The sequence below is a fragment of the Rhizobium sp. SAFR-030 genome (assembly GCF_059415005.1).
Map to the genome: position 1 here is coordinate 40,428 of NZ_JBPFDO010000009.1, position 25,989 is coordinate 66,416.

At 57.5% G+C, this 25,989-nt stretch carries 21 protein-coding genes; 13 read left to right on the top strand and 8 right to left on the bottom strand.

Annotated elements, in window-relative coordinates; translation table 11 throughout:
* The first annotated feature begins 511 nt into the window (after positions 1–511).
* On the top strand, positions 512–1,825 hold the full coding sequence (locus tag ACR65N_RS21605; RefSeq protein ID WP_440458699.1) for a hypothetical protein: 1,314 nt from the start codon (positions 512–514) through the stop codon (positions 1,823–1,825).
* A 579-nt stretch (positions 1,826–2,404) separates the two neighbouring features.
* Entirely contained in the window at positions 2,405–3,109 is a 705-nt protein-coding gene (locus ACR65N_RS21610; protein WP_440458700.1) for an SPM autocatalytic domain-containing protein, read from the top strand.
* Between the two features lie 4 nt (positions 3,110–3,113).
* Here ACR65N_RS21610 and ACR65N_RS21615 read toward each other — a convergent pair whose 3' ends face one another.
* A complete protein-coding gene (locus ACR65N_RS21615; RefSeq protein ID WP_440458701.1) occupies positions 3,114–3,746 on the bottom strand; it encodes a hypothetical protein in 633 nt (210 codons plus the stop codon).
* Positions 3,747–4,273: 527 nt separating this feature from the next.
* On the opposite strand from ACR65N_RS21615, the gene qatA reads away from it, so the two are divergent.
* Genes qatA through qatD form a run of 4 tightly spaced genes read left to right on the top strand, consistent with a single transcriptional unit; the run spans position 4,274 to position 9,304 of the window.
* Positions 4,274–6,253 (top strand): Qat anti-phage system ATPase QatA, encoded by a 1,980-nt coding sequence (qatA, locus tag ACR65N_RS21620; protein ID WP_440458702.1) that lies wholly within the window; start codon positions 4,274–4,276, stop codon positions 6,251–6,253.
* Positions 6,253–7,188: a Qat anti-phage system associated protein QatB gene (gene qatB, locus ACR65N_RS21625; RefSeq protein ID WP_440458703.1), complete on the top strand. Its 936-nt coding sequence runs from the start codon at positions 6,253–6,255 to the stop codon at positions 7,186–7,188. Before qatA ends, qatB begins: the two co-directional genes overlap by 1 nt.
* Positions 7,185–8,558, top strand: coding sequence for a Qat anti-phage system QueC-like protein QatC (qatC, locus tag ACR65N_RS21630; RefSeq protein ID WP_440458704.1), 1,374 nt, complete (start codon positions 7,185–7,187; stop codon positions 8,556–8,558). The genes qatB and qatC overlap by 4 nt, the downstream gene beginning before the upstream one ends.
* The gene (qatD, locus tag ACR65N_RS21635; protein WP_440458717.1) at positions 8,555–9,304 is read left to right on the top strand and encodes a Qat anti-phage system TatD family nuclease QatD; all 750 of its coding nucleotides are present in this window, start codon (positions 8,555–8,557) and stop codon (positions 9,302–9,304) included. The genes qatC and qatD overlap by 4 nt, the downstream gene beginning before the upstream one ends.
* Before the next feature lie 424 nt (positions 9,305–9,728).
* On the opposite strand, the gene ACR65N_RS21640 is transcribed toward qatD, so the two are convergent.
* Positions 9,729–10,598, bottom strand: coding sequence for a hypothetical protein (locus tag ACR65N_RS21640; protein ID WP_440458705.1), 870 nt, complete (start codon positions 10,596–10,598; stop codon positions 9,729–9,731).
* Positions 10,599–10,852: 254 nt separating this feature from the next.
* On the opposite strand from ACR65N_RS21640, the gene ACR65N_RS21645 reads away from it, so the two are divergent.
* The 4 genes from ACR65N_RS21645 (at position 10,853) to ACR65N_RS21660 (ending at position 15,920) form a co-directional block, all read left to right on the top strand.
* Positions 10,853–12,610: an SIR2 family protein gene (locus ACR65N_RS21645; protein ID WP_440458706.1), complete on the top strand. Its 1,758-nt coding sequence runs from the start codon at positions 10,853–10,855 to the stop codon at positions 12,608–12,610.
* Positions 12,610–14,061, top strand: coding sequence for an argonaute/piwi family protein (locus ACR65N_RS21650; protein WP_440458707.1), 1,452 nt, complete (start codon positions 12,610–12,612; stop codon positions 14,059–14,061). Before ACR65N_RS21645 ends, ACR65N_RS21650 begins: the two co-directional genes overlap by 1 nt.
* A gap of 385 nt (positions 14,062–14,446) precedes the next feature.
* On the top strand, positions 14,447–15,088 hold the full coding sequence (locus ACR65N_RS21655) for a hypothetical protein (protein WP_202048853.1): 642 nt from the start codon (positions 14,447–14,449) through the stop codon (positions 15,086–15,088).
* A gap of 175 nt (positions 15,089–15,263) precedes the next feature.
* Positions 15,264–15,920: a hypothetical protein gene (locus ACR65N_RS21660; protein ID WP_202048852.1), complete on the top strand. Its 657-nt coding sequence runs from the start codon at positions 15,264–15,266 to the stop codon at positions 15,918–15,920.
* A gap of 136 nt (positions 15,921–16,056) precedes the next feature.
* Here ACR65N_RS21660 and ACR65N_RS21665 read toward each other — a convergent pair whose 3' ends face one another.
* The 4 genes from ACR65N_RS21665 to ACR65N_RS21680 all read right to left on the bottom strand — a co-directional run bounded on the left by ACR65N_RS21665 (position 16,057) and on the right by ACR65N_RS21680 (position 22,145).
* Positions 16,057–19,854, bottom strand: a complete 3,798-nt coding sequence (locus ACR65N_RS21665; RefSeq protein ID WP_440458708.1) for an nSTAND3 domain-containing NTPase — start codon at positions 19,852–19,854, stop codon at positions 16,057–16,059.
* A 248-nt stretch (positions 19,855–20,102) separates the two neighbouring features.
* Positions 20,103–21,233: an RHE_PE00001 family protein gene (locus ACR65N_RS21670; RefSeq protein ID WP_440458709.1), complete on the bottom strand. Its 1,131-nt coding sequence runs from the start codon at positions 21,231–21,233 to the stop codon at positions 20,103–20,105.
* Positions 21,234–21,448: 215 nt separating this feature from the next.
* Positions 21,449–21,880: a plasmid maintenance toxin (PemK-like) gene (locus ACR65N_RS21675; protein ID WP_440458710.1), complete on the bottom strand. Its 432-nt coding sequence runs from the start codon at positions 21,878–21,880 to the stop codon at positions 21,449–21,451.
* A complete protein-coding gene (locus ACR65N_RS21680; RefSeq protein WP_148171065.1) occupies positions 21,867–22,145 on the bottom strand; it encodes a type II toxin-antitoxin system Phd/YefM family antitoxin in 279 nt (92 codons plus the stop codon). Before ACR65N_RS21680 ends, ACR65N_RS21675 begins: the two co-directional genes overlap by 14 nt.
* Before the next feature lie 148 nt (positions 22,146–22,293).
* On the opposite strand from ACR65N_RS21680, the gene ACR65N_RS21685 reads away from it, so the two are divergent.
* From ACR65N_RS21685 to ACR65N_RS21695, 3 genes are all read left to right on the top strand, one after another.
* The gene (locus tag ACR65N_RS21685) at positions 22,294–22,542 is read left to right on the top strand and encodes a type II toxin-antitoxin system Phd/YefM family antitoxin (protein WP_440458711.1); all 249 of its coding nucleotides are present in this window, start codon (positions 22,294–22,296) and stop codon (positions 22,540–22,542) included.
* Positions 22,539–23,666 (top strand): site-specific integrase, encoded by a 1,128-nt coding sequence (locus tag ACR65N_RS21690; protein WP_440458712.1) that lies wholly within the window; start codon positions 22,539–22,541, stop codon positions 23,664–23,666. The genes ACR65N_RS21685 and ACR65N_RS21690 overlap by 4 nt, the downstream gene beginning before the upstream one ends.
* A 205-nt stretch (positions 23,667–23,871) precedes the next feature.
* On the top strand, positions 23,872–24,426 hold the full coding sequence (locus ACR65N_RS21695; protein ID WP_440458713.1) for a recombinase family protein: 555 nt from the start codon (positions 23,872–23,874) through the stop codon (positions 24,424–24,426).
* 30 nt (positions 24,427–24,456) lie between these two features.
* On the opposite strand, the gene rarD is transcribed toward ACR65N_RS21695, so the two are convergent.
* Positions 24,457–25,350, bottom strand: coding sequence for an EamA family transporter RarD (gene rarD, locus ACR65N_RS21700; protein ID WP_440458714.1), 894 nt, complete (start codon positions 25,348–25,350; stop codon positions 24,457–24,459).
* Between the two features lie 110 nt (positions 25,351–25,460).
* Positions 25,461–25,982, bottom strand: a complete 522-nt coding sequence (locus tag ACR65N_RS21705) for a zinc-binding dehydrogenase (RefSeq protein ID WP_440458718.1) — start codon at positions 25,980–25,982, stop codon at positions 25,461–25,463.
* Positions 25,983–25,989 lie beyond the last annotated feature (7 nt).

The window sequence follows — 25,989 nt, forward strand, 5'->3', positions numbered from 1 at the left end:
CCCGAGAGATCGAACGATCCAGTGACAACCCCAAGCGGGGCCTTCGGGCTTCACCGTCGGCACAGGAACGAGCCGACCTGTCCCAGCGCGCAACTTATGCGCCATATTCCAAGCATAAGGCGCATCCACATGCTTATGGGCTACCAGCTTATCGAGGCGTCTCTCCCGATCGAGTCCTCTGCGATGACCATGCAGATTTCCAGCCGGCGGACGTGCCTCGCATCGGGGGCTTGTTGACGCTTGGCATTATGGCCGGCCTATGGGGAGAAAACGATAGCCAAGGCGATCCTAGTATGCTCTGGACGGTCGACTTGAATGGCTGGATCTACGAAGCTCGGATTACTATCCCAGGCCAAGCGAATTACCATGCTTACCCGCTACTTCCATCTGACGCGCTCGCACGTCTTGTGATAGCGCGCTTCGAGGACTGGATTTCCAACTTGACGGCGAGTGAGCTACTCTCCTATCCGAATGCTTCGGTTTCAATGCAGGCTGCCCAGGTGAAGTATAAATGAGCGATCGTCGATTTTTTGAGCTTTCCACGACCTGGCCGCCGTCGCGCAACAAGAGTGACGAGGAAACTGCCGAGATCGGGATTCGGCTTGGCTATAACATCCTGACAAGAGTTGCCGATTTCGAGCTGGGGACCAATCGCGATTTCTTTCGCGCCTCGGCTACCACTCTGGCTCTTTGGTTCGTCGAGAATGCGTGGCGGCTGAGATACGAGACGCTGCACGACCCGCGATACCCCTCGGTCGATTGGCGATTAAGCCACGACATGACATCTGTAGGTGCCGGTCTGCTGTGGCCGCCCGCCATGATTTACGGGAGCGGTGAAAGGGTTATTTTCGCGCCGAGTGTAGGGCCTCGCACCAATGTCGGGGCACAACAGTTTCTTGAGGTGTTGCCTGGATCCGTGATCGGGCGGGATTTTGACGACGAACTAGAACGGTTCTTTTCGAAAGTTATCGATCATCATGGAAACCGCGCTAGCGGTGAGGAGTTGATAGCCCGCGTCGCGAGGTGGCGAGACGAGAGGGTAGATCCAGACTTCGCCGGCTGGCGGAGGCTTGAGGCGGCGCTCGGCTACAACATCGATGCCGCTCCTGAAAACCTGTTGGAGCATCTTATCAAGCTTGAGTCCTTGGTTGGCGAAAGCGGCATCGAGGAAGCCGCCGCTTCTTCACCTGGGGCGCAGTCAGCATCCACATTGTCAACAGCGCTCGAGGCGACGCAAAACTCTCCCCTGCAATTAGATTTCGCTGTGATCGAGGGAGTGAACATTGACGCGAGTATGTCCAATGCGCATCCGTGGCAGCTGGCAGAAGCGGCCGCCGCAAATGTGAGACAGAAGCTTGGTCTCCGATCAACACCTCTGTTAAACCGGGATTTCGCGCAAATTCTGAACGTAAATTGGCAGACGATCAAAGACGCTCGCGCGATCGCTGCCGACCTGCCCTATGCCGCCAGACTCATGGGAAAAGGCGAACTCAATAATGTTGCGCTGCAAACAACCCATCAGAAGGATCGCCGCTTCGAACTCGCCCGCATGTTGGGTGATGCAATTTGGAGCGGTGATGCGAAGTTCGGCTTGGTCAGCCGCGCCAAAACGGATCGGCAGAAGTTTCAGCGTGCCTTTGCGCAAAGCCTGCTTTGTCCGTACGATGCGCTCAAAGACAGCATCGACATGAGCGCACCGTCTGATGTGCAAATCGCAGGCGCGGCGCAGAAATTCCATGTGAGAGAGTCTGTCATCACGTCGTTGCTTGCCTACAAAGGCGTTCTTCAATTCGAGAATCTCGAGCAACGGCTTGAGGCAGCCTGACCGGCGGACAGCTCTTCGGCTATGTGCCGCCTCTCGATACCCAAATTTTGGCCCGCCGCCGCCCGCCCATACGGTCGCGTATTATTGCTCCCGTAGGTCAGCGCGCAGCACGCGCTCGCGGTTCAGAAACCTGAAAGCCTTGCCGGTTTTTATAGCCGATACGACCGAGCTGGGAACAACCGCAACTGAGCCGTTCTTGTCCCAAACTTCTTCCAAATCCGTGAGTTTTTCACGCTGGTAAGAAAGCTGTACGCCTGCCTCCGAGGCTTGGCCATGGTCCTAAGCTCTTTAAGGGAAATGGACCCGCGACCCCGTCGTTCAGCTCGATGTTCGCACCAAATTTCCTAACCCAGGCGGCCACTTGCTGTTCGGAATGGCCGATATGGGGCCGATAGCATACCGACGGCCTTCATGTCGTTAAACTAACACGCTAGACTAGCGAATCAAGTGAGCCGTCAACCGCGTTCCAACATTTAGCAATTTTTGCGCGCCAACAGTTGTGTCTTTTACTTATCCTTGTAAACGCCTGCCACTATCGTATTCTTGCAAAAGAGGTCACCGCCGGAGAAAGCGATTTCGATGCAAGCGAACATTGGTATTGGTCAGCGAAAAACACAATCAATGCGGAGAATCTACTTTACGCTCATTGTCAGCGTTCCGATATTCGCCGCAACAATCTATCTCATATCTGTCAAACAGGCCATATCACAGGACTGCCCAATCGTCATCGACCTTAACGGCAATAAGGAGATAGACGTTGGAGGCTTCACTACAACACAGCGGCAGATCTATACCCTTTTCTCGATTCCGAGGTTTGTCGAATTCGATCTTCAGGGTGGCGGCAAACAGAAGATTGACTGGCTTGTGCCAAACACCGACGGTTTCCTTCTTGATGTTCGGCGCGGAACACCCCCCAAGGAGATTGATGGTAGCTGGCTTTTCGCCAATTTCGATGGCGCTGAAAACGGGTTTGCAAAGCTCAAAGAGTTTGACACCAACGCCGATGAGCAACTGACCGGAGAGGAACTCGTTGCCATCAAACTCTGGATTGACAATGGTGATGCTCTATTTGAAACATCAGAGATGAAGGAGCTCAGCGACTACCAGATCGTCGGCTTGCCGACGGAAAGCGAGGAAACGAAGGCGCCTTATGGCGGGATCAAAATGACGGCTTACGCGGCAACGTTGGAAGGTGATGGTCTCTACATGGAAGACGTTTGGTTCCTGAACGAGGGAGAAGTCTACGAATATGATCGTGACGTCTCGACCCTCGTGAGTTGGTAGCCTCTTACTCGATCAGTTTCGTGATCCGTGATCCTACAAGGCCTGCTCCGAATGCGACAATGAGCGACGACACGCGCTGGACAACTATCGCTGCCCTCAACGATGGGCATGACTCGAACTCTGTCGGCGTCATAAAGATCGAATTTGTGAGAGAGAAATACATGTAATCGGACATATTGGACACGATGGAACCGCTGTCCAACTCTAGGTTCTTCGCGCCTACGGGCGTAACAGTGATGCCAAAGGTATAGAAGTACATCGCGAACGCGCTGACAACTACGAGGTATGCGCACAAAAAAACCGCGACGTTGGCAGCGATGTTGCGAGAATTGAGCAGGGACAAGATAGTTGCGCCAAGGAAAACGCATATCATGGCGATCAAAGTGCCAAGGACCGCAACTTCGCGCAGTATGCCGCGCGTCGTCTCTGTATATGGAACGTAGCACCAATCGCGCACGCGAGCGATCTCCGCGTAGAGAAAGGGGGTGGCAATTGTGACGATGAACGCGGTAGCCAAAAGCAAAGCCATAAACGCCCGAGTTCCGGCTGCACTTGAGGTATAGGCTTTCAGATATTTGACTGCGGAAACAAGTAAGCGTTTCGACAACGCCGCTTTCGTGTTGAGATATACGCGCATGGCCACATCTGTTCGAATAAACTCGCCCTGAGCATCCACTTATTTCGCGTGCAAGTCGAGTGCTTGTATCTTCGGAAAGAACAATTTTCAGATCGATTTCCTTCGGTCTCGTATTCGTTTAGGCGAAGCCAGCTCAGGAAAAGCTAGACGCACAACGAAGCCCGTTCCGTATCCTTTCGCGTACTGGAACCGAGGGAGCCATGATCCCACGACCTTCGACACGGTCTTGAAGAGATACGAACCAGCGACCCCTTGTGCATCAAGTTCGCGCATTGAAATCACTAACCATTTTCAATTTTGCCAGAAAGTAGGCTAGGATGGACGGCATTATCGCGAGCACGCCATCCGTCGCCAAATTTTTGCTAGGTCGGCTTGATGCTCTTTGCAAAGAACTCACGTCCATCTGCATTCAGAAGATTGTGGATACAGGCCGGTTCTTTGCGTGGCCGACAATGAAGTAATTGACAAGCAAATCGCAGCAGGAGCCAAGCTGTTATCCTAGGTTGAGCAATCAGCGGAGATATCGCTTGGCAAACGCATCTTCTACCCGGAAGTTGGGGTATATCAGCGACCACGAAACGAAGGTTGATCTTCTCCGGAACAAGGCGATAGCAACCACCATCCTAGGCATCATCACCGGAAGCGGAACAAAGCCTCTCACGATCGGCGTTCATGGTTATTGGGGTGCTGGCAAGTCAAGCGTTCTCGAAATGATCGCCGAGCACCAGTTTCCTGGTGGAAAGACTCTGGTAATCCGCTTCAACGGTTGGCAATTCGAAGGTTTCGAGGACGCCAAGATCGCCTTGATCGAGGGCGTGGTCGATCAGTTGATCGCAAACAAGACTATCTACGCCAAGGCCAAGGAACAAATCCTCGATGTCGTCAAACGCATCGACTGGCTCAAGGCAGCAAAAAAGGCCGGCGGGCTTGCCTTCACGGCCGCCACCGGATTGCCCTCGCCTGATCAGGCCATCGACCTCGCAAAGTTCGCCATGGGGAAAATCACAGGCGGAGAATGGGCGACACAGGAAAATGTCGAAGCGGCGGCCGAGGGTGTAAAGGGCTACCTCAAGGATGCCGAAGACAAGCCGACAGTTGCGAAAAACATCCGCGAGTTCAACAGCGCCTTCCAGAAACTCATTGAAAAAGCGGATATTGAGCGCCTGATCGTCCTTGTGGACGACCTCGACCGATGCCTTCCTGAGACAGCGATCGAGACACTGGAGGCGATCCGGCTATTCGTCATGCTGCCGCGAACCGCCTTCGTCATAGGCGCGGATGAGGCGATGATCAGGTATGCGGTCACGCGGCATTTCCCCGATCTTCCTACAGGGAACGCGACCCAGGATTATCCGCGGGCCTATCTCGAGAAACTCATACAGGTTCCGTTCCGCATCCCTGCCATGGGTGAGGCTGAGACGAAGACGTACCTCACTCTGTTGGCGGTGGGGTCTCTGGTGGGCGAGGGAAGCGATCAGTTCATGGCGCTCCTTAAGAAGGCCGAAGGCTACATGTCGACACCGTGGCTTCAGAAGTCGATCGGCGATAGCGAGGTCGCTGAGGCCCTCGGCGACGCCTACGACTCCGATGTTGTAGCGGCGGTTACTATGGTCGATCAGATATCCGCCGTTCTGGCATCCGGGACGAAGGGCAACCCACGGAACGTCAAGCGCTTTCTGAACTCCCTAACGCTGCGTCTCGCCGTGGCCAAGGCGAGAGGCTTCGAGAACGCAATCGATAGCCAGGTCCTCGCCAAGATCATGCTTGCCGAGCAATTCTTCCCTGACGTGTTCGAAGAGATCGCGCGTGAAGTCGGGGCAAATCCGGACGGGATAAGCCCTAGCCTGCTACGGCTGGAACAGCGTTGCGACAAGACGGCTAAACCAGCCGAGAGTGCGGTGACGGAGAGCGCCGCGACCGACCAGGCGGAACCGATCGCGCCGGTGGCTAGCGCGCAGGCCCATGAGCCGCGGATCGATGCGTGGATGATCCAGCCGAACATCATTCCTTGGGCGGGGCAGGAACTCAAGATCGGCGCGCTTGACCTTAGGCCCTATCTGTTCGTGGTCAATGACGTCAAGAATTTCGCGATGCTCGCGGCAGCACTCGACCCGCGCCTTCTCGTCATCGTCGACAAGCTCACGAAAGACGACATTTCGGCAGCTACCGCGCTCGTCTCAGTGGCCGCACTCGTCCCGGAAGACCGGATGCTGGTTTTCGAAGAACTCCGTGCCAAAGTACTCAGAACCACTGATTGGGAGCGGAAGCCCCAGGCGGTCACAGGCATGATCCAGTTCCTGACGAAGGTCCCGGAATTCGAGAGCAGATACCTTGAACTGCTGGCACAGCTACCTGCGGACAAGCTCGGCGCATGGGCAGCGTCGGGCCATAACCGGGCGGTGAAGACTCTGGCAGGAAAGGCACGCCTCAAGCAGATCATCGAGGGCTGGAAGACCACGGGAAGCGACAGCCTCAAGTCGATGATCCAGGTTGATGGGGAAGACTGATGGGTACCTCCACACCTTTCAACGGCGGCAAGAACTCGAACCCGCTCCTGCCATCCTGGCTGGACGACCCCTCCGGCGACCCGGGGGCACCACCCGCACCACCCGCCCCACCAGAGCCTGGACAACCCGGCCAGCCGCAACCGAGTAATCCGCCACCTGGCGGCCCTGCACCCGACGCGCCGCCTCCCGGGGGGCCTCCAACACATACTCCTCCCGCAGCGCCGGCGCCGCCTCCGCCCTCCGACAAGCGCTTCACTCCAGGTCGGAAGGCCTTCAACAAGGGCGCGCGATCAGGGGATTCGGGTGATCGGGAACGGGCCTTCGGAAGATCCGCTTCGTCGTACGTGTCTCGTTCCGGCGGCGGAGCGGGCGCGTCTGCAAGAGCCAGCACTGACCGACGTGCCGCTGGACGGCTGGTCGATCTCCTCATGCGCGCAGGTGCCGAGGGCTCTGACATCCGCCAGGAGTTGCGCCGCCTCGACCTCGCGTCGCTGGCACAACGCTCGACCGCAGAGATCTTCGAGGCTCTGATCGACTATGTCTGCGAACCAGGCGGAGACCTCGACCAGGCTTTCGTCCGCGACGCGTATTCCGAGGCGCTGCACGAGGTGCCCAAGGACATGATCGACCGCCTCGAGCGCCCCGACAGCGCGACGATCAACTTCGTACTAGAACGCTTCATCACGAACACCATCATGAGCAGGCTGCTCAACGCCGTCGGGAACGGTGCCATCACGCTGCCTGAGACGGCGGCCTCCGCCGTTTCGTTAAACGATTCATTCCGGGAATGGATTCTCGGGCGTGTTCAGGATGCTATGGAGGCGACCAAGGGGGTGTTCCGCGAAGGACAGGTTTCCGCTCAGATAGACCGCATCTACGAGACCGCCTACGGCATCCTCGAACGGGCCGGACAGCACGATGGAGATGACCAGTGACCAGATACGTAATCGCTCCCTTGCTTGGCCCATCCGACGGTTTTGATCCGGCACCGAGGGGTGACGAGCAGATCCACCGTTTCGACATCCTTCACGACGGTCATCTAAGGCTGGGCATCAAGAGCGCTTTGTCACAACTGAGAAAGGCGGAGGGGGTCCCGACCGGGCATGGTCTCGAGCTGCTGCTTCTGGCCACGGTGGTATCCCTGGCCGACACCCGCATCAACCGGGCTCGTTCAAGCCAGGACGGATGGACCCGCGAGATCGGGCTCTATCTTCCCGTGGCCGACCCGGTGAGCTGGTATCCCGCGAAACCCATCCTCGAAAGGATGCTGCGTTTCCTGACTGGCGACCTTTGGACCGTGGATTTCAGAGCCTGGCTTGGCGAACTCGGTCGAGTGCGTCTGCAAGGCAGCTTGATGACACCGACTTTCAATGCAGTGTCGCTATTCTCGGGCGGTCTCGATAGTCTTATTGGCGCGATCGATAAACTCGACGATGGGGCCGAGAACATCTATTTCGTCAGCCACAAGGCAGACGGCGCGATCAGCAAGCCCCAGAACGATGTCTATGAGCTCGCCACGCGGGCCTTCCGCAACCGCTCTCCAATGCGGTTGGCCTTTCCTACGGGGAAAGTTCAGGACGTATTCCCCGAACTAGGGAGCGAAAATTCCACACGAGGGCGCTCATTCCTCTTCATCGCACTGGCCGCGTTCGCTGGCTCGGCTCTCGGAACGCCATTCCCCATCTATGTTCCGGAGAACGGCCTTATCTCGCTTAACGTGCCGCTCGACGCGACGCGACTGGCGAGCAACAGCACCAGGACGACGCACCCGTTCTATTTCCACCGCTGGAACGAGCTGCTGACGACGCTTGGCATCGCCGGGACAGTGCAAAATCCCTATTGGAACAGGACCAAAGGCGAGATGATCCTGGAATGCGCACGTCCGGACATCCTCAGGGCGACAGCGGGGTTGTCGATTTCCTGCGCCAAGCCCGCGCACGGCAGGTGGGAAGGTAGCAGCGAGCCTCACTGCGGCTATTGCCTGCCCTGCATCATCCGACGCGCCGCCTTTCTCAAAGGAACGGAGGTCATGGCCGATCCGTCCAAGTATCGAATGGAAGATCCCGCGAATTCGGACCTCGATAGCACGAATAAGAAAGGCGAGCAGTACCGCGGCTTCGAATACGCGATCGAACGTCTCCGTCAGGATCCGACCCGGACCCGATCCTTCATCTACAAGACTGGCCCCCTCATGGAGGATCTGGACAAGATCGAGGGGTTGGAAGGTGTCTATTCGAGAGGTATGGAGGAGGTCGCAGCGTTCCTGAAAGGGATCGAGACCATATCTTCAGAGGCCGACACCTGACCCGTCTTGTAGACTTCCATTGTCACCTTGACCTCTACCCGGATTTCGAGGCCCTCGTCGCGGAGTGCGAGCGGCTTTCCATTTACACGCTTGCGGTCACCACCACGCCGCGCGCTTGGACGAAGAACAAGTCCGTCGCATCCAAGACCAAATACATCCGTGTCGGGCTTGGCCTCCACCCCCAACTTGTCGGTACGCATGGCAATGAGATCGATCTCTGGGAGAAGCTTCTCCATGAAACCGCCTATGTGGGCGAAGTGGGTATTGATGCCAGTCCCCAGTACGCCAAGTCGCTGCCAGAACAGAAGCACGTCTTCGAACGTGTCCTAAAGGCCTGCTCGTACGAGGGCGGCAAGGTCCTCTCCATCCACGCTGTCCGGTCCGCTTCCCTTGTCCTGGACATGCTTGAAGAGCATCTCGACCTATCGACGAACACTCCGGTACTCCACTGGTTTTCCGGTTCACCCTCGGAAGCGCGTCGGGCTGCTAAGCTCGGCTGCATGTTCTCCATTAACGACCGCATGCTGACCGGATCCAAGGCCGAGCAGTTGCTGAAGGCCATTCCGGAGGAGGCGATGCTTACGGAGACAGATGGCCCGTTCACGGAAACGGGCGGCAAGGCGAGCCGCCCGAAAGATGTCGGTATCTGCGTCAAACATCTCGCTGCCCAGATCGGACGTGATCCGACCGCAGTGCAATCACTCGTATTCGAGAACCTTAAACGCCTGCTCGGCCAAATCCGGTGAGTGGCCTAATCTCCAGCTCACTTCGGCTGCCGTGAACTATGCTGGACTACACGAACTCGCGACGGATAGAATGAGGATTGGTGACAGGCGAGCTCAACTCTTCATCCGTTATTGATGGCCTACATGCGCATAGCCCCAGGCGGCCTGGATCCTTCTCGATTTCTCGGACCTCTCAATCGCTTCAGACATAAGACGGATCACGTGTATACCTGCTGAACAAGTTCCCTGTCACGGTCCGTGAAATACACCGTCGAGCCGTGGAAGAGGTTGTTCCGTATCGTCCTCACCTGAAGAAGCACATCCACGGAGGTCACAGGAATCAATGCGTCTCGGAATTCACATCCCCCTTCCGCGGTCTTAATCAAGGTGCGCGCCTTAGCCAGCGCCGCGATTGCGGCTACCCGCACTGCGATTTATCTCCGCGTCAGTATTCGTTTTCAACGCCCATTTCGACCAGAAGCAACCGCTCCTGTTCTGCCTCCAAGTCAGATCGAGCAACCTCTATCGCCTTCATGTCGAGCGCATAAAGTGGCATCTGCCAACGACCATACAGGTCGCGAGCATTATCCGTTGTCGCGCTCTCCGATGCCATTTTTCTTTCGAACAATCGCGTCAGCGTTGCTTCAATCAACCGATCGTTTTCCTGCGCCGGCGTCTCATCTCGAAAATTGACCTCGCTCCAAATAGAGGAGATCAGCTCCAGGCCCTCGATCGTAAATGCACCGAACGCATCAAGCGCTTCGGCGACGACGAGGGCATCAGGCTTGGGATTGTAGAAGCCGACGTAGGCAGACGGTACAACCCATTGCAGGCTACCATCATCCAAGGCTTCGATGTCGGCATAAAGTCTCGTTTCGCGGCGATAGATGAGATCGTTTGGTGCGATGAATTCTCCCATATTGCCTTCGACATAGTGGGTCACCCTACGTCGGTCGATGATCCTGCGAAGTTCCTTTAAATCGACCGGGCGCCACTGGCAGGCTTCAGCATAAAGAAGACGTGCCAAATGGTCGTAATACCATCCCATCAACACTCCAATGCGCCTCGAAACCTCTTTTTTTGGGCACCGTATGATGTCCATGAAAATGAGTATTTTGGCAGCTTCTTCTTCGGCATGCCCTTTGAGCAGCATGGATTCTCGCGGCATTTGCGAAACCGCTTCGGATGCTGCGTGTAGACCTTGCGCGCTCTGAAGGAGTATCGGTAATCCCTCCGCGATGAACGCCAGGCGCTCGGCAAAAGGCAGGTTAACGATCTTTCGAGCCTGCCGTAATCCGATATCAATTCTTGCCATCAATCACCCCTCACCAGCTCACCCGACAGTAACGGTGGATTAGTCTGCGTGCTGTTCTTTCGCGTTAGGCCCCACGCTATCGAATAGATTATAAAACATCGAGAATCGCGCGAAAGAGGAGCGTAGCTATTCCACCCATTCCGACGATTTCTGCGGGAGCTTTCTCGACTGCTCTCGCCTTGAGGCCAAATCTGGTCGCATGGTTTTTGGGCGCTGGCGCATCGGCGGCTTCCGGAATTCCGACCGGTTACGCGATGATCCGCGACTTTAAGGCTCAGATTTTCTGCCGTGAGAACAAGCTCTCCAAGCGGGAGATAGACATCGGCGACCCGGTCTGGATCGACCGGATCGACGCTTTTTTCCATCGCACGTCCCTGCTCCCGCCAGACGGAGATCCGACTGAGTATGCTGCAGCCTTTGAAGCGGTCTATCCGCAGGCTCGCCATCGCCGGCAGTATATTGACGATGCAATCTCGAAGGGTTCCCCATGTTTCGGCCAGAAGGTCCTGGCGAGCCTCATCGCCGGCGGCAAGACTGATTGCGTGTTCACCACGAACTTCGATCCGCTGATCGAAGATGCAACCTTATCGGCCAACGCGCAGCGTTCAGTTGCCATGCAGCGCAGGCCGACGGTGGCAGGGATCGATTCTGCTGAACGGGCGCTACGCTGTCTCAATGAGTCGGACTGGCCGCTGGTTGCAAAGCTCCACGGCGACTATCAGGAGATATCCATCAAGAACACCGGCTCCGAGCTGGAGAAACAAGACGAGCGCATGAGGCATGTGCTGGTGGAGGCCAGTAAAAGGTTCGGCATGGTTTTTGTTGGATATAGTGGGCGCGATGCTTCCGTCATGGACGCCTTGTCGTCTGTGCTGACCGAGCGCTCGCCGTTTCCCAACGGGCTTTACTGGATGACATCGTCCGCGTCCCGTCTGCTGCCGGCCGTGACCGAATTCTTGACGAAGGCGCAAAAGGCAGGGGTCGATGTTGCGGTTGTCGAATGCGCAACCTTCGACGAGCTTGCGGCGGACGTCATCAGTGCAATAGACCTCCCAAGCGAATTGCACGACCACATCATGAAGGCCAGGCCCAACTCTCGGTTAATTCCGGTCACTGTACCCACCTCCGAGGCGCGGGCCTTTCCCGTTTTGCGATATTCCGCCCTCATGGTGGAGACGCTTCCTTCGCATGCGCGAAAGATTGTCCTTGGGCAGTCGACAACCTCCCCCGCCGTAAGGGAGCTCCTCAAAGCTGCAAAATGCCGGGCGATCGTCGCCGCGAACGGTCGCGAGATCGCAGCGTTCGGAAATGACCAGGAGCTATTGAAGGCTCTGTCGTCGCTCAATCCGAAACTTGCCGGAACGGTTTCTCTCGACCCAGAAGCCGACAGCTGGGCTCTCGGCATTCTTTATGACGCGCTGGTGACTGCCTTTTCGCGTTGGCGCCCGCTTACCCCACGCCTACGACGGTCAGGGCACTCCTTGACCGTATCGTCGCCACGCGAGGGCGAAGATGAGCAGCGGCGACGGAGACGTAGCGAGACCCTGAAACCGCTGCGTGACGCCTATCAAACCCCGCTGACCGGCGCAGTCCCCGGCCTTGGTTATCCATTTTCTGAGGGCATTCTGTTGAAGCTCGAACAGATCGACGGACGATGGTGGTGTGGGTTTGACCCATACACCCATGTGGACATTCCAAGGCTGGACCCCACGACAGGCACCGGCGGCATCGTCGACGAACCTTCGGTTGATTCGCTGTCCGCCCCCCGTGAACGCCATGGCGGCGATCCGGCAGGCGACTGGCGACGGGAGCGCTGGGCGCAGAGATACAACAAGCAGTGGGCCGCCATTATTCACGCATGGGCTGGCCTTTTGACCCGTTCCACCGATGGCGAGACCAAGGCATTCGGCCTTGAGGACGAAGTGGGCGTGGATGCTGTATTTCGACTGTCCGAAGTTACGGGATGGAGCCGGCCGAGTCACCACCACCGCTATTTTGACAGGAAGAAGTGATGGCAACCCAAGGTCCTACGTCGAAGCTTCCACCTTTCTCGCTCCTCGACGAGCCGCTGCTTTCCTTTTCGGCGTCCGACGACCGGGAGGTCGATGTTCATCCGCTGCGCGGCCTGCTCAATTTCGGACCTTTTTCGAAAGGTTCTTTTGGCGGCTACACATCCAAACTACGGATTGCGACTGTCGGGCCCGAGGCCTCGTTTAGGCGCCGTGGCGACTTGATGGCGTCGTTGCGCAATGCCTATCAGGCGAGTGATCGCTCTGAATATGTGCCGCCCTATCCCGGCTTCGAGGCGCTTTTTCGCGTCAGCCTCGAACCCGCCGGACGCGGCACCCATATCAAATGGCCGGACGCTCTTGATCAGCTCCCTGGCCAAGGCGATGCCCAGTCTCGTCTCTTCCTTGCTATGGAAGACGCTTTGAGGCGGTTGGACGCTGTCCGGGCAGAATTCGACGTCGTCCTTGTGCATTTTCCCGACGATTGGGCATTCGCGACACGCGGCAAGTTTTTCGACGCCCATGATGCGCTGAAGGCGCTTGGTGCGAAATACAACATCCCGACACAGGTTATCAACGACCGCGTTTTCTCATTCTCACACGCAGCGTCCCGCTCCTGGCGCCTCGCGATCGCTCTTTATGTGAAAGCCGCCGGCACGCCTTGGAAACTTGCCCCTCTGAAAGGTGTTCCGACCGATACGGCCTATATCGGGCTGGCCTATGCGCTGAGAGGAGATCAGCGAGACGCGCATTATGTCACTTGTTGTTCGCAGGTTTTCGACATGGATGGCGGGGGAATGCAGTTTGTCGCGTTCGAGGCGCGCGATCCGGTTGCGGATGCCGCCGAAGCCCGCCGGAACCCCTTTCTGAGCCGGGACGACATGCGGGCCGTGCTTGCCCGCAGCCTGGAGCTTTATCAGGGCCGCAACGGCGGGATCCTCCCGAAGCGGCTGGTGATTCACAAGACCACCGCATTCAAACAATCCGAGATCGACGGAGCATTCGATGCTCTTGCCGGTGTTCCGGAAATAGAATGTATCGAGATCAACCCGTCCCCCGGCTGGCGTGGCGTATGGCTCATCTCGTCAGGGCGAAAGACCCCACCTTCGCAGCCGTCGGGCTATCCCGTCCCAAGGGGAACCTGTGTCGTCAGGTCTGGGACCTCGGTGCTTGTCTGGGTGGCAGGCAATGCACCTGAAGTTTCGACCAAGGGCGACTACTATCAGGGTAAGAAGAGCATCCCAAAGCCGCTGCAATTGATCAGGCACGCTGGGAGCGGCCCGCTCGAATTGTCGGCCCATGAAGCACTGGCATTGACAAAAATGGACTGGAACAATGATGCGCTCTACGATCCGGTCCCGGTAAGCATACGCTACTCACAGCGGCTCGCGCGAACGATCGCGAATGTCCCCGACCTGCCAAAGAGTGTCTATCCGTACCGTCTTTTTATGTAATAGGTTTCGATCGCGGCCTGACATGATGGCGCGATCGGCGACAGCCGGCAGGTTAAAAATGCGCTTTTAGCTGGGTCAGGCCACCACCTGAAGCCCCCTAAAACCCCAGGAGCATCGGGAAGACAGGGGAGGACGGCAGAACAGGAAGACGCGGAGCACCGCACACACACCGCAACCTACTGTATTGCAAACATAATTTCCACACCTTTGCGCTAAATCGCGCAGTTCAGGTAATCAAGCCCTGCCAAATCGTGTCTCTACCACTACGCCGAAGGCGATTTCGTGGGATTGAAGACAGCAATCTGGCGCGCGTATTCCCTCGTTGCGGCGCGCGTCCGGTTCAGTCATTGTCAGTTCAGCAACGAGCTGAAGAGGATCTGGTCAAATGGCCAACGGACGGCAATCAACGGTAAAGCGCCTTAAGATGGCCGAGCGGGCACAGCAACAGATGCAGCTGCATTTTCCTGGCGTGCCGGCAGCTTTCTTCTGGCACCGCAAGACGAATGATGGCTATACCACCCTGCCGCGTACCCTCCCGATCGCCATGCAGGCGATCGACGACCAGTCTAAGGGACACCCGGCCGGCCACACCCTATTCAGCTTGTGGGCGCGCGCGCCCGACTACCCGTTCCTGACAATCGAGAACCCAACGACCTTTGCGGCAGAAGCTGGCTTTGCAGGTACAAGGGTAGTCGATACCTGGCGAAAGCGGATGAAGGCCTTGCGAGCCCTGTGGTTTATTCAGACCAAGGCGGGTCCGTCGGGAGAATTTCATTACGTCTTTCTCGTCAACCCCAACGTCGCGGTCGAGTGGATGAAGATGAACGGGCAGATCCAGGATGGTCTTTACGCCCGCTTCATCGATCGGGTCATGGAGGTCGGTGCTTTCGGCGAGATCGAAGGATTTCGCGAGCATATGGACCTAGTGAGACAGCAGCAGGCCGCAGCGGAAGCAGCGAAAACCGCAGCCGCGGGGCAAGTCGCCTCCGAAGCACCCGTTGCAGCTGCCAGCGAGCAGACCGTCTGATGGCGGCGGACCAAAACGAGAAATGCCCGCCAGAAGCGGGCATTTCCCTTAGATCGTATGACGATGAGGGTGGTGTTGACCCGCGACCTCACGCGCCTTTCGGACACCCGTTTACTACAAGCACGGCACTACTGTCAACGAAATCGTCGCCTGCTGACCATATGGAATAGAGACAATGCCATTCACGCCCGAAGAGATCCATAGGTTGCCGACCGTCCTGTCGGCTCCTCGCTTTGCGACCTATCTCGCCGAGAAGACTAGTGACAAGGAAGCGGCGTTAGAGCTGTATCGCTGGAACATGGAAGTATCGGCAGCATTTTTTGTTCCTCTTCAGATATGCGAAGTCAGCGTCCGAAATTCAATCGTCAGCGCCATTGAAAACACGTACGGCGCCAACTGGCCGTGGGAGAAGGGCTTCGAGATTTCGCTCAGAAACCCACAGCGCGGCTATAGTCCGCGGCGCGACCTCACCGATCTTGCACGCCGGCTGCCGACGGCCGGCAAGATCGTCGCCGAACTGAAGTTCGTCTTCTGGGAACGCATGTTCACTTTGAGCCATGACAAGACGATCTGGAATTCTCAGCTGATGGCGGTCTTTCCCAATGCCGACCCGGCCAAAACCGTCCAGCAGCTGCGCGGCGAGGGTTTTGACAAGCTTCAAAGGATCCGCGACCTGCGCAACCGCATCGCCCATCACGAACCTATCTTCCGCCGCAATGTCCAGCAGGAGTATGATCGCATCCGCTCGATCGTCGCCTGGACCGACGTCACCACCGCCGATTGGCTCGACAAGGTCGAGACCGTCACTTCAATGATCGCGACCAAGCCCTGATCCCGCCTGTTCTTGCACTAATCGCACACCACATCTATTGATGACTACCACTCCACCGGGGCCTTTCGCGTATGCCAAGCTCCTAACCGGTCTCCCGCGCCGCCCGAATAGCCTTAGCTGTCAGCCCTCTCGGCCATCAAGGGTGCATCCATCCTATTGGCTCCGGCCATTCCTTTTCGCCAAGCAAGTGCTTTTTCAGCTTGCCACCCAAGGCCAAATTGTTAAGGCGCAGCTTTTCTAGCAGTTCGTTGAATTCGACATTCTCTTCATTCGGATCTGTTAGAAGTCTTTGAATGCGACCGTAAGTGCCGTGCAGACGGGGAAGCTGTCTATTAAATTGCTCAAGGAGCTCGAGCGCTGCTGAGAGCCTGTCCTCCCTTTCAGAAACCTCCCTCGAGGTCATGATCGCTTTGATATCCGGTTCGAGGATGTGCAGCGCAATTATCTTATCGCCTTCGTCAAGTAACCAGAGCTCTAGGTCTCCCAAGTCTTCTAGGATCACTGTCGTGTAAATTAGCGCGCGGCTGAGCCATTCGGTCCGCGTGTCGCGATCAGGGGCTTGGTCCAGAACAGCGGACCATGCTTGAGGCATAAAATCCCCGACGCGTCCAACCTTGTGTTTGATCAACAGACCGAGAAACAGTTCGGCGTGCTGGGGTCCACAGTCCTCGATGATTTGGCGCACGATGTTGGCCTTGCCCGTCCCCGATATCGCATTCCATGCCAATTCGAACAACGGATGATCCGGCCGGCGCACGATGAGATCGACCACCGGTTGCCATACGGCTGCATTTCTGTGAGCCCTATTCCACAGCCGCGACGGCTGGCCTGTGAAGGCTTGGATACATGCCGTCAAAAGCTCGACTGGAATATCCGCCAAGAGGGTTTCGGGGGGATCATCGAGTGTTAGGCATGCCGGCAACAGCAAATGCTCCAAATCCTTCGGCACTACGGACGACGTAAGAACAGATGCTTTTAGCCACACGGCATCCGAACGGGATGATTCGAGGATGTCTTTGAGGAGTTCACGCTCCGTATTACTTAACGTCTCCCAGTGCTCCGCGATATCGCTCACTACAACATAAGACGCGCTGCTTCCCGGCAATGAGAGGGCGCGTGCAAGCCGTCCCTCTCGGAGCTCAGGTTTCCCATATGTGATATCGAGAAGCAGGTCGACAAAACCAAGTGAAAAATCGTCGGGGACCAGTCCCTCCCCTGTAAGTCTCTCGAGCCAGTGCAGCCAACTCTCGCAAATGGACGTCAGAAGTTCGGGTGCAATCTTTCCTCGCGCTTCCATAACGACGTTGAATAGGCGTGCCTCCGTGAAATCGGTCGTTGCCGGTAGCGCATCGAGGGCACTCGGCATTACTGCGGCGAAGAGATCCCATGCGCCGGCCGGCCCCGTATACTCAATGCGGTCAAACCTCACGAGGTTCGGCATCATGGCCGCCGCCGCGGCCGGAGACGACGCTTGCGCGGAGATAATCCCAATTAGGCGCGCTCTCCTGTCTTGAGAAAGAGTCGGCCAGCCCTTTACCGCCCCATCAAGCATGGCGGACGCGACGGCTGGGTGGTCGTCGGCGTTGAGTTGACGGAGGACGTCGTCATCTGCTGAACGATCCACTGAAAACCAAATTTCAGCGGCGGTTGCGCGAATAAAGCCTTCCCCATAGTTGAGGAGGCGAGACATGGCCTGGTGACCAAGCGCATAAGGTTCGCCTTTGTAATAGCTTAGGGCGCGGCAGGCACCTTGTGGTCGGAGATAGGACTCTTCTGGTGCTTCGAGGAGATTCAACTCAGTCAAAACGTCTTCTCGCTCAGGCGGAAACAGAAGGGCTTCAAGCCGTTCTGCGCCGCTGAAGGTCCGGCCGAGCGGAAGGCAAGCTTCATCCTCTCGCCACGCCATCGTTGCCACGTCCCGTCGTTGGATTGCGATTACCCAATCAGGCAGGCGTGCCTGAAAATCCCGGGGTAATTCGCCGATGTAGCGCATAAGAAACGCATAGCAAAGGTCGCGCGTCGCCGGAAAATAGCTCTCTAATCCGCGTTCCGCGAGCTCCGGAATTGCGTTTGGTCTTCCGGAACGCACAAATCGGTCGTGGATCCAATCGAGATTCCGGGCGGCGGCCTTCGAGGTCGCCCCGCTCCTGCAGAACAGCGCCCGCGTGAGTACCATAAGTGCGTCTTCGACCTGCTTTTTGGTCGACACCCCCGCTGACGCTTCGCCCGCTGCACGGTAATAGGCATGTGCGAAATTGACACTCTCTGAAGACCCGTAACTGATCAGGCGGCGCGTTTCGAACGCGTCCAAACCGACGAGTGCCGTTTGGTCGAGCTTTGGTTTTTCGTCATAATCTGGATCGGGTGACGGTTCGGGAGGATCACCGCCGATCTGAGTAACGGTGAAGTTTGAGGTTGGCATACCCGGAAGCCCCTCCCCTCCCTTCCCCAGCAGGAACGCAAGTTCCATTTCTGAGATCGGCTCCATGGCAGTGGTCCCGATTGCGAGGCTTCGCGCAAGCGCCTGCAGACCCTCCGCTTTCCATACATCGGCCAGCGCTGAAGCGCGCTCGTGCGCAATCCGCTCAATTTGTCCTACCTTGTAAGGCACGCGAGCCTTTGCGTAGTGTCGCGCCAGGTGACGGATACTGCCGGCATCCAAAACCAATTTTCCGGACGAGAGTGCATCGTTCACAAACTGGGCGAGTTCGGGAGGCATGGCGACTGGTGCAGCTTCCTGACACCAGATTCTGGCGGAAAAGGCTGCCCTGAAGTCGCTGAGGTCGTGCCATGGGTGGCCGTCAATATCCAAGTTTGACGCATCACGCGCGCCAGTCGTCACCAAGAGCTGCTCCTGCGATTGAGATACAATCAACCGTCGGTCGTGGCGCAGGTGACCAATCAGATCCTCCAGCTGCTGGTACATCTTCACGTGTTCCGGCTCGGTATGAGTCCCGCCCAAAGGGTCATCCAGAACGGCGAGCCGCTGGGAGCTACTGGGTTCGCTCAAAAAACGTTCCGCTTCTTTAACGTCAGACAGGACGCGAACGCTGTAACCGAGCTTTTGGAATTTTGCGGCGACGTATCGCGCAGCATCTGATTTCCCAGTTCTTGGTCGGCCTGTCAGCAGTAGGACCTTGCTTTGGGAAAGCGTATCTTCCCAATGTGCTTCATCGCCCCGCTCGATGTAACCCTGGGGCGAGAGCGAGCCCGCCGAAGATGCGTCCAGAATTCGCGCAATGTCAGGCAAGACATTCGCTGCCAAGCCTTTAGCTGTCTTGATCACGTCTCGTAGGCGACTGATGGTGTCGCTCGTGCGGTCTTTCGGAACGTCGTGAATGCGCACGAGAATATCGTCGCACACCGAGGTTAGTCCAATTTCGTCGAGCCGCTCGATCAGCGCAAGGCGTTGTAGCGCGATATTCAACAAGTCCGGTGTAAGGCCGGCCGCAATAGTAGCTCTATGCTGATCTCGCGCCTTCGTCAGTTTGCTTGGGTTCCTTTCGCGTGATGGTTTAGCAAAAGCTGTCAGCAGTGCTTGGGCGTTCGCTATGCCAAAGGAATGATCGCGCTGGGATTCTTTCCACCCGAAGGGTTGCACCAGCGCTGAGGTCGCGTCGTCGCACCGGCTCGACAACACGATTACGACAAAACGGGAGCTGTCCGCCAGCAGCCTTTCGAGAAGCGTATTTCCCGCGACCCTTTTGCCAGGATGACCGAGGTAATCGGCGAGGTCTTTGATGCCGAACCGACCTTCAGCACCCTTCACCTGGATTTCCACGACGGCGCCGTTCTCTCGAAGCTCGCAGTCTTCGCCACCATTAGGTTCGATTAGCAGTTCCGCCCCAGTTCGGTGAACCGATCGAAGACCAAAAGCAATGCAGACCAAATCTTGAAAGTCATATTTTTTTGGTCCCGTTACGTTGATCGTCAATTCATCCTCCCAAAGCGTAGCTAGCAGGCCGCGACTTACAATTGAGTAGCACGTTTCAGCATGCCTACCTTTTATATCGACCGCCCGTCATCTGCCCAAGCTCGACGTGTAGCTTCGGTGGTTCGGCAATCCGTTCATCGGCGTTGGTGTCCTGCCAGAGACAGCGCATCAGAAAATACTGACACCGCTTTTGTCTTCACGACCCCGCCACCACTTGCCGACTCCATCTAGAGAAAGACAGTGGGTGCCTACAGAATTCCCCATGCCCGAAACCTCCCCCTCCCCGTCATCTCGCGGAGCCCCAGTTCCAAAACAATCCGCCGCGCCGCCTGCGGCGTCACATCGAGCGTTTTGGCGACCATCCCGGCCGACACCAACGGCTTTGCCATCACCAGCTCGACCAGCTCCGGCAGCTTTGAAGACATGCGTCGCCCCTCCAGTTTTCGATCCATCATTGTTTTTGCCAACGTCAGCCGGTCATGTTCTTTGAGTCCTATCTCGGCGGCCGCGATCAGGCCGTGAGCAATGGCGAGTAATCTGGTCTCCCGATCAGGATGCCGGCGCCGATCGACCGGAATGGTTTTCAGGCCAAGGTTGATGGCGGCAAGATGCGCGCCGCTGGTAACGCCGGCCTGACGCAATATCGACGCGGCCAATAGCCGGCCAAGCCATGGCGCATGCTGAAGAACGGACAGTTCGTTCCAGGCATCGAGGGCAATAATGGCCTGCGGCACCGCCGGCAGGTCTTGCACCTGCCGCAATACGTCGCGCCATTCGTCCAGCCGCGCGTCTTCGTCCCAATCAAGATCGTAGATCATCGGATCTTTGTCTTGGTCGCCGCCACGCCCAAGCCGCCTTGCGTTGGCGATCGCCGCTTCCGACCGGGCCAGGACCGCATCGATGGCGGCGTAGTCGACACCCGGGAGGTTCTTGATGTCATCGACATCGTCCCCCTCCCCTTCTGGATCCGACGCCTCCGCGCGCCGAATGCCGCCGGCCGTCTCTCCCTCGTCTGCGCCGGCCGATGTGATGTCCGACGTTTGTCGCAAAGTTCGGATACCCTCTGCAGACAAGGCCCAGGCCGGGAGCTGAGCTGCAATGCGCTGGCGGGTGCGCAACACGTCGCGGGCGATTGTCAGCTCGTGGGTGGGTGTGCGAACATCTCTGATATCGTCGTGGAGGACGAGGTCTTCGAGATGGACGAGTTCGCCGTCGATCCAGAGCGAGGCGCAGGCGTCGGTGAAGTGATTGCGTGCAATCCAGCCCTGCCCGACCGGCGAGCGGGCAATGCGCTCGTCGAGACGGGTGAGCGCGGTGCCGGCGCGAAACGCCGGTTCTAAAATGTTCGAAATTGCCAATCTGCCGAGATCGTAAGCCATTGATTTTATGGTAAACGAACTCCTATACGAACGCTATCACTAAGTTTGCATTCGCCACTGGATAGATTGCATCAGGCCACGCCTGACCATCGATAAGTATCGCTTATCAGAGGTGATTGTTCTTGAGTCGCAAATCACCTAAAATCGGCCCGGCGCACACGATAGTGGCGCCGTTCAGTTCGGCCCTGTTGGAGCGATGGATGATGCCTAAACAATTATTCGCTGCGCGGCGTCGCCCGGTGCCGCTGGGCTTTGGCCAGTTCGACAAACCGCCGCTTGACCTCGGCGAACAGATTTGGCGGCAAGGGACCAAAGTAACCAGTGTCGCTGTCGACCGGCCGCATGTCTGGACCCGGCCAGACGAACCGGTTGCTCTCGCTCAGCATGATCCACGAGCGCTCGTCGTCGAGCCCCAGGCGCCGTTTGGTTGCCGGCGGGATTTCGATGGCATTGTTCGGATTGCTGGGCGGGCTATGGGTGATCGGCAACACCCGCACCGCCGGCGTGCCGTCGTCGAGATGCGCAACGATCGCCAGAACCAGCGCCGGGCGATCCTTGTCGCCCTCCTCGCGGCCTTCGACGAACTGCCAATGCCAGAGATACGAGTAGCGAAACACCCAACCGACTTTGGGCTCAGTCGGCAGCATGTTTGCCCGTCAGCAATTCGGCATTGAGATGATCGAGCGAGCCGTCCATTTCCGAAGCCTCGATCGCTGCGAGATCGTCGTCGCCCAGCGCCGACGTCAGCTCGACGCGCCGGTCGCGCTTTGTCAGCCGCAAATAATCCTCATAGGCGATCAGTACCGTGCGCGGCCGGCCGTTCTTGGTGATGATCACCGGATCGCGGACGGCGGCATCCTGGTAGGCGCCAAAATTTTTGGAGACTGCAGCGGCCGTAACTGTGGAGGTCATGTCAAAACTCCTTTTTACGGAATATACGGAAATTACGGAGGTTTCGCAACGGCACGCTACCGTCGGCCTATGCGCCAGCGGTCTGTATCAGGTCGGGCGCTCGTTATTGTCTGCATGTGTAGCGACCATCGTGGATTAGGGAAAGAGAATGCGTATTTTGGTTAATGTCGATGAAGCAGCCAAGCGGTTCGAGGAATTGATCGAGCTCGCACTCCGCGGCGATGACGTGCTGATCTGCCGTGCGGGAAAGCCGGTCGCGGAGCTGACTGCGATCGCGAAACCCAAAGGGACCATGGATGACGTCTGGTCGCTCGCAGAGGAAGGACGCGTCAACGTTCCACCCGGCACTACCTCTAACCACGACGAGTTCTACGACGAACACGGTCTGCCGCGATGAATGCCGTCGATCGTCGCGCCCACGAACTCGACACAATCGCGGTCGTCCTGCCGATGGAGCGGCGCGATGAGCTTGCTGAACTGCTCACCGACCAGGATGTCGAAACGCTGCGGCATCTGGTCAACGAGGGCATGGGCGCAAACACGCTGCGGGCGCTGACTTCGGATCTCGCCTATCTGCAAGCATGGGCATTGGCTGCCACTGGACGCTCCCTGCCATGGCCGGCACCCGAAGCGCTGCTCCTCAAGTTCGTCGCTCACCACCTGTGGAACCCCGAGAAGAAGACGTCTGATCCGGACCACGGCATGCCGGACGCCGTTGCTCAGAGCCTGCGCGACCAAGCTTTCCTCCGCTCGGCGGGACCCCATGCGCCGGACACCGTGCGCCGGAGGCTGGCGTCCTGGTCGACCTTGACGAAATGGCGTGGGCTCTCGGGTGCATTTGCCTCCCCTTCCCTTAAGTCCGCGATCCGGCTTTCGGTGCGAGCCACGCCCAGGCCGCGGAAGCGCAAAAGCGCCAAGGCCGTCACGGGTGAGGTTTTGGCCAGGATGCTGGCAACCTGCGCCAGCGGCAATCTTCGTGACGTCAGGGACCGGGCGATCCTGATGGTGGCCTTTGCTTCCGGTGGACGCCGGCGTAGCGAGATTGCCGGCTTGCGCGTCGAGCAGCTGACGGTGGAGCCACCAATAGAAGTGCCCGAAGGGCCTCCCCTCCCCTCTCGCGCGATCCACCTTGGTCGCACCAAAACGTCTGGCGCCGACCAGGACGAAGTGGTTTATCTGACGGGGCGGCCTGTGGAGGCGCTTGAGGCTTGGCTCGCTGTCGCTCAGATCCGGAGTGGCAGCGTGTTCCGCAAGATCGACCGCTGGGGGAACGTGTCACAGCGGGCACTGGAGCCTGCGGCAGTCAATGCGATCGTCAAGCAGCGAGCGGAGATGGCGGGGCTGGAACCAGCAGATTTCTCGGCACACGGGCTGCGGTCAGGCTACCTCACCGAAGCCGCCAACCGCGGCATCCCTCTCCCCGAAGCCATGGAGCAGTCACGCCATCGATCGGTTCAGCAGGCATCCAGCTACTATAACAACGCGACACGGCGCAGCGGAAGAGCGGCGCGGCTCTTGTAGCCCACACCAACCTTCGCGTGGCTCATACTGCTGTGGCTCTATTGGATCGGTAGAGATCATTCTGATCCGTATACGCGGGATAGTGCTCGTCTAGGTATACCTCCTGAGACAATCTGCGTGAGACACAAATCAGTGTATCATTTGGGTTGATTTTGCAGTTATGAGACGCTACCCATTGAAGGTCTAGAACCTATTGAGACGTTTCATGGCAATTTACGGGTACGCGCGCGTCAGCACCATCGATCAGGATCTGGCGATTCAAGAGGCGGCTCTGAAGGCGGCCGGGTGCACGGTCATCCGGGCGGAAAAGAAATCCGGATCGACTAAGCAGGATCGGAGGGAGCTTAACACGCTTCTAGAATTCATGCGCGACGGCGACAGCTTGGTCGTGACGCGGGTCGATCGGCTGGCGCGGTCAGTTGGCGATCTGCAGGACATCGTACGGCTGCTCAAGCAGAAAGGGGTGACGCTGAAGGCGACGGAACAGCCGATCGACACGAGCTCGGCGGCCGGCAAGGCTTTCCTCGATATGCTCGGCGTATTCGCTGAGTTCGAGACGAACCTTCGTAGAGAAAGACAGATGGAAGGCATCGCCGCTGCAAAAAGCAGAGGGGTCTACAAAGGCAGGAAGCCTCATGTTGATGTTGCTGAGATCCGCCGACTGAAATCCGACGGGATGGGACCAACAGAAATTGCCAAGACGCTGAACATAGGTCGGGCAAGTGTGTATCGCGCCCTTAGAGAAGCCGCATCATCGTAGGGCAAGAAGGCGGCTTCGCGCCAATAGCCGTCATGCGGGCTGTAGATTTTTAGCTTTTAGGTGAAGTAGGCCTTCAAAAACCAGCACTGAGACCGCTAGCATGACCGGTACGTAGGTGAACACGTCCTCTGCGTCGAAAACCTCGCCAATTGCGAAGGCGACGATAAAGAGAAGCACAGGCTCAAGGTAGCCAAGCAGCCCGAATATGCTCATGGGTAAATGTTTGCTTGCAAGTATGTAGTTGACGAAAGCCGCTGCACTGAGAAGCGCGAGACCGGGAAGCAGGTAGAGGAACTTCGACGCAGCTATTGCGTGGCCTTCGGTCCCATTCGCGGGAAAAATCATGAACAGAGCCACAGGGGACATAAGCATCACATCAAGCCAAAATCCGGCCAATGTGTTGGTGCCAAGTGCCCTCCGTATAACAAAATAAGCAGCCATCCCGAGTGCGACCAGCGCCGTCTCCCACGAGAGTGTACCAACTCGCCAGAACTCGTGAACGACGCCTATGGTAGCAAGGCTCACAGCCAGGGTTTGCAGTGCAGTTAGCTTCTCGCGATAGATTGCGCCCCCGGCCAGCACGATTACGAGCGGCAGCAAGAAATAGCCCAGGGAGACTTCCAGAGCAGCATCGTTCATTGGGGCCCACAAGAAAAGCCACTGCTGCACACCGATGAGGCCGCTGGTTATCAGCAAGCCTAGAAACAACAGGGGCTTGCGTCGGGCGCGTCCAACGATGCTTTGCACCTCCGGCCATGCGCCACTCGCCACAACGTACGCTGTGATAAGGGGAAGGATCAAAAGCATCCTCCAGCCAAATACCTCGTTCCCGTCCATGGGCTGCAAGAATGTGGCGTAAAAATAGAGCACGCCGAAAAGGACAGACGACAGGACAGACAGGCTGACGCCAAGTGGAATGTTCATGAGATGCAAGCTTCGATATGAAAGAGCGCGGAAGGCCGCGCTTTGCAGCGAGATAGATAGGAAGCTATGGTGGAAACCCTGCTATGGCGCGCTCCTAGCGTTCCGAATGATCAGGGAACAAGAACGACAGGACCTGAAGCGGCTCCGCTCTCGATGGCGATATGCGCCTTCGACGCTTCTGCAAGTGGAAATACGGTGGCGGTAGCCGGAACTATAATCTTGGTTGCCAAAGCGTCGTAAACATCTCGCGCCCGCTCCTTGTACTCGGCTAGGTCAGTTATATGTGCGCCGAGCCCAGGCCGAGTAAGGAACAGCGATTTAGCATTGAGTGCAGCGAGTGGCACCGGGTCTGGCACTCCGCTTGAAGCTCCAATGGATACCATTGTGCCTCGCGTTCGCAGGGACTTGAGGGAGGTTTCGAATGTCAGGCGACCGATACCGTCAAAAACCACATCTGCCATTCGACCACCGCTAATATGGGAGACTGATTCAACCAAGTCACTCTCACCCCAAACAAGTACCTCAGCGCAGCCAGCATGCTTTGCTCGCTCTACGCTTTCTACTGTTGATTTCCACTGAGAGCTGACCCGGCTCAGCCTGATATTTCCATTGAGAATTGACCCATGTTTCAACCGTCCC

Excerpts from the sequence above, each read along its gene's own strand:
- ACR65N_RS21605 (WP_440458699.1), top strand. The coding sequence starts at position 512 with ATGAGCGATCGTCGATTTTTTGAGCTTTCCACGACCTGGCCGCCGTCG.
- ACR65N_RS21610 (WP_440458700.1), top strand. The coding sequence starts at position 2,405 with ATGCAAGCGAACATTGGTATTGGTCAGCGAAAAACACAATCAATGCGG.
- ACR65N_RS21615 (WP_440458701.1), bottom strand. The coding sequence starts at position 3,746 with ATGCGCGTATATCTCAACACGAAAGCGGCGTTGTCGAAACGCTTACTT.
- qatB (WP_440458703.1), top strand. The coding sequence starts at position 6,253 with ATGGGTACCTCCACACCTTTCAACGGCGGCAAGAACTCGAACCCGCTC.
- ACR65N_RS21640 (WP_440458705.1), bottom strand. The coding sequence starts at position 10,598 with ATGGCAAGAATTGATATCGGATTACGGCAGGCTCGAAAGATCGTTAAC.
- ACR65N_RS21645 (WP_440458706.1), top strand. The coding sequence starts at position 10,853 with ATGATCCGCGACTTTAAGGCTCAGATTTTCTGCCGTGAGAACAAGCTC.
- ACR65N_RS21650 (WP_440458707.1), top strand. The coding sequence starts at position 12,610 with ATGGCAACCCAAGGTCCTACGTCGAAGCTTCCACCTTTCTCGCTCCTC.
- ACR65N_RS21655 (WP_202048853.1), top strand. The coding sequence starts at position 14,447 with ATGGCCAACGGACGGCAATCAACGGTAAAGCGCCTTAAGATGGCCGAG.
- ACR65N_RS21660 (WP_202048852.1), top strand. The coding sequence starts at position 15,264 with ATGCCATTCACGCCCGAAGAGATCCATAGGTTGCCGACCGTCCTGTCG.
- ACR65N_RS21670 (WP_440458709.1), bottom strand. The coding sequence starts at position 21,233 with ATGGCTTACGATCTCGGCAGATTGGCAATTTCGAACATTTTAGAACCG.
- ACR65N_RS21675 (WP_440458710.1), bottom strand. The coding sequence starts at position 21,880 with ATGCTGCCGACTGAGCCCAAAGTCGGTTGGGTGTTTCGCTACTCGTAT.
- ACR65N_RS21680 (WP_148171065.1), bottom strand. The coding sequence starts at position 22,145 with ATGACCTCCACAGTTACGGCCGCTGCAGTCTCCAAAAATTTTGGCGCC.
- ACR65N_RS21685 (WP_440458711.1), top strand. The coding sequence starts at position 22,294 with ATGCGTATTTTGGTTAATGTCGATGAAGCAGCCAAGCGGTTCGAGGAA.
- ACR65N_RS21690 (WP_440458712.1), top strand. The coding sequence starts at position 22,539 with ATGAATGCCGTCGATCGTCGCGCCCACGAACTCGACACAATCGCGGTC.
- ACR65N_RS21695 (WP_440458713.1), top strand. The coding sequence starts at position 23,872 with ATGGCAATTTACGGGTACGCGCGCGTCAGCACCATCGATCAGGATCTG.
- rarD (WP_440458714.1), bottom strand. The coding sequence starts at position 25,350 with ATGAACATTCCACTTGGCGTCAGCCTGTCTGTCCTGTCGTCTGTCCTT.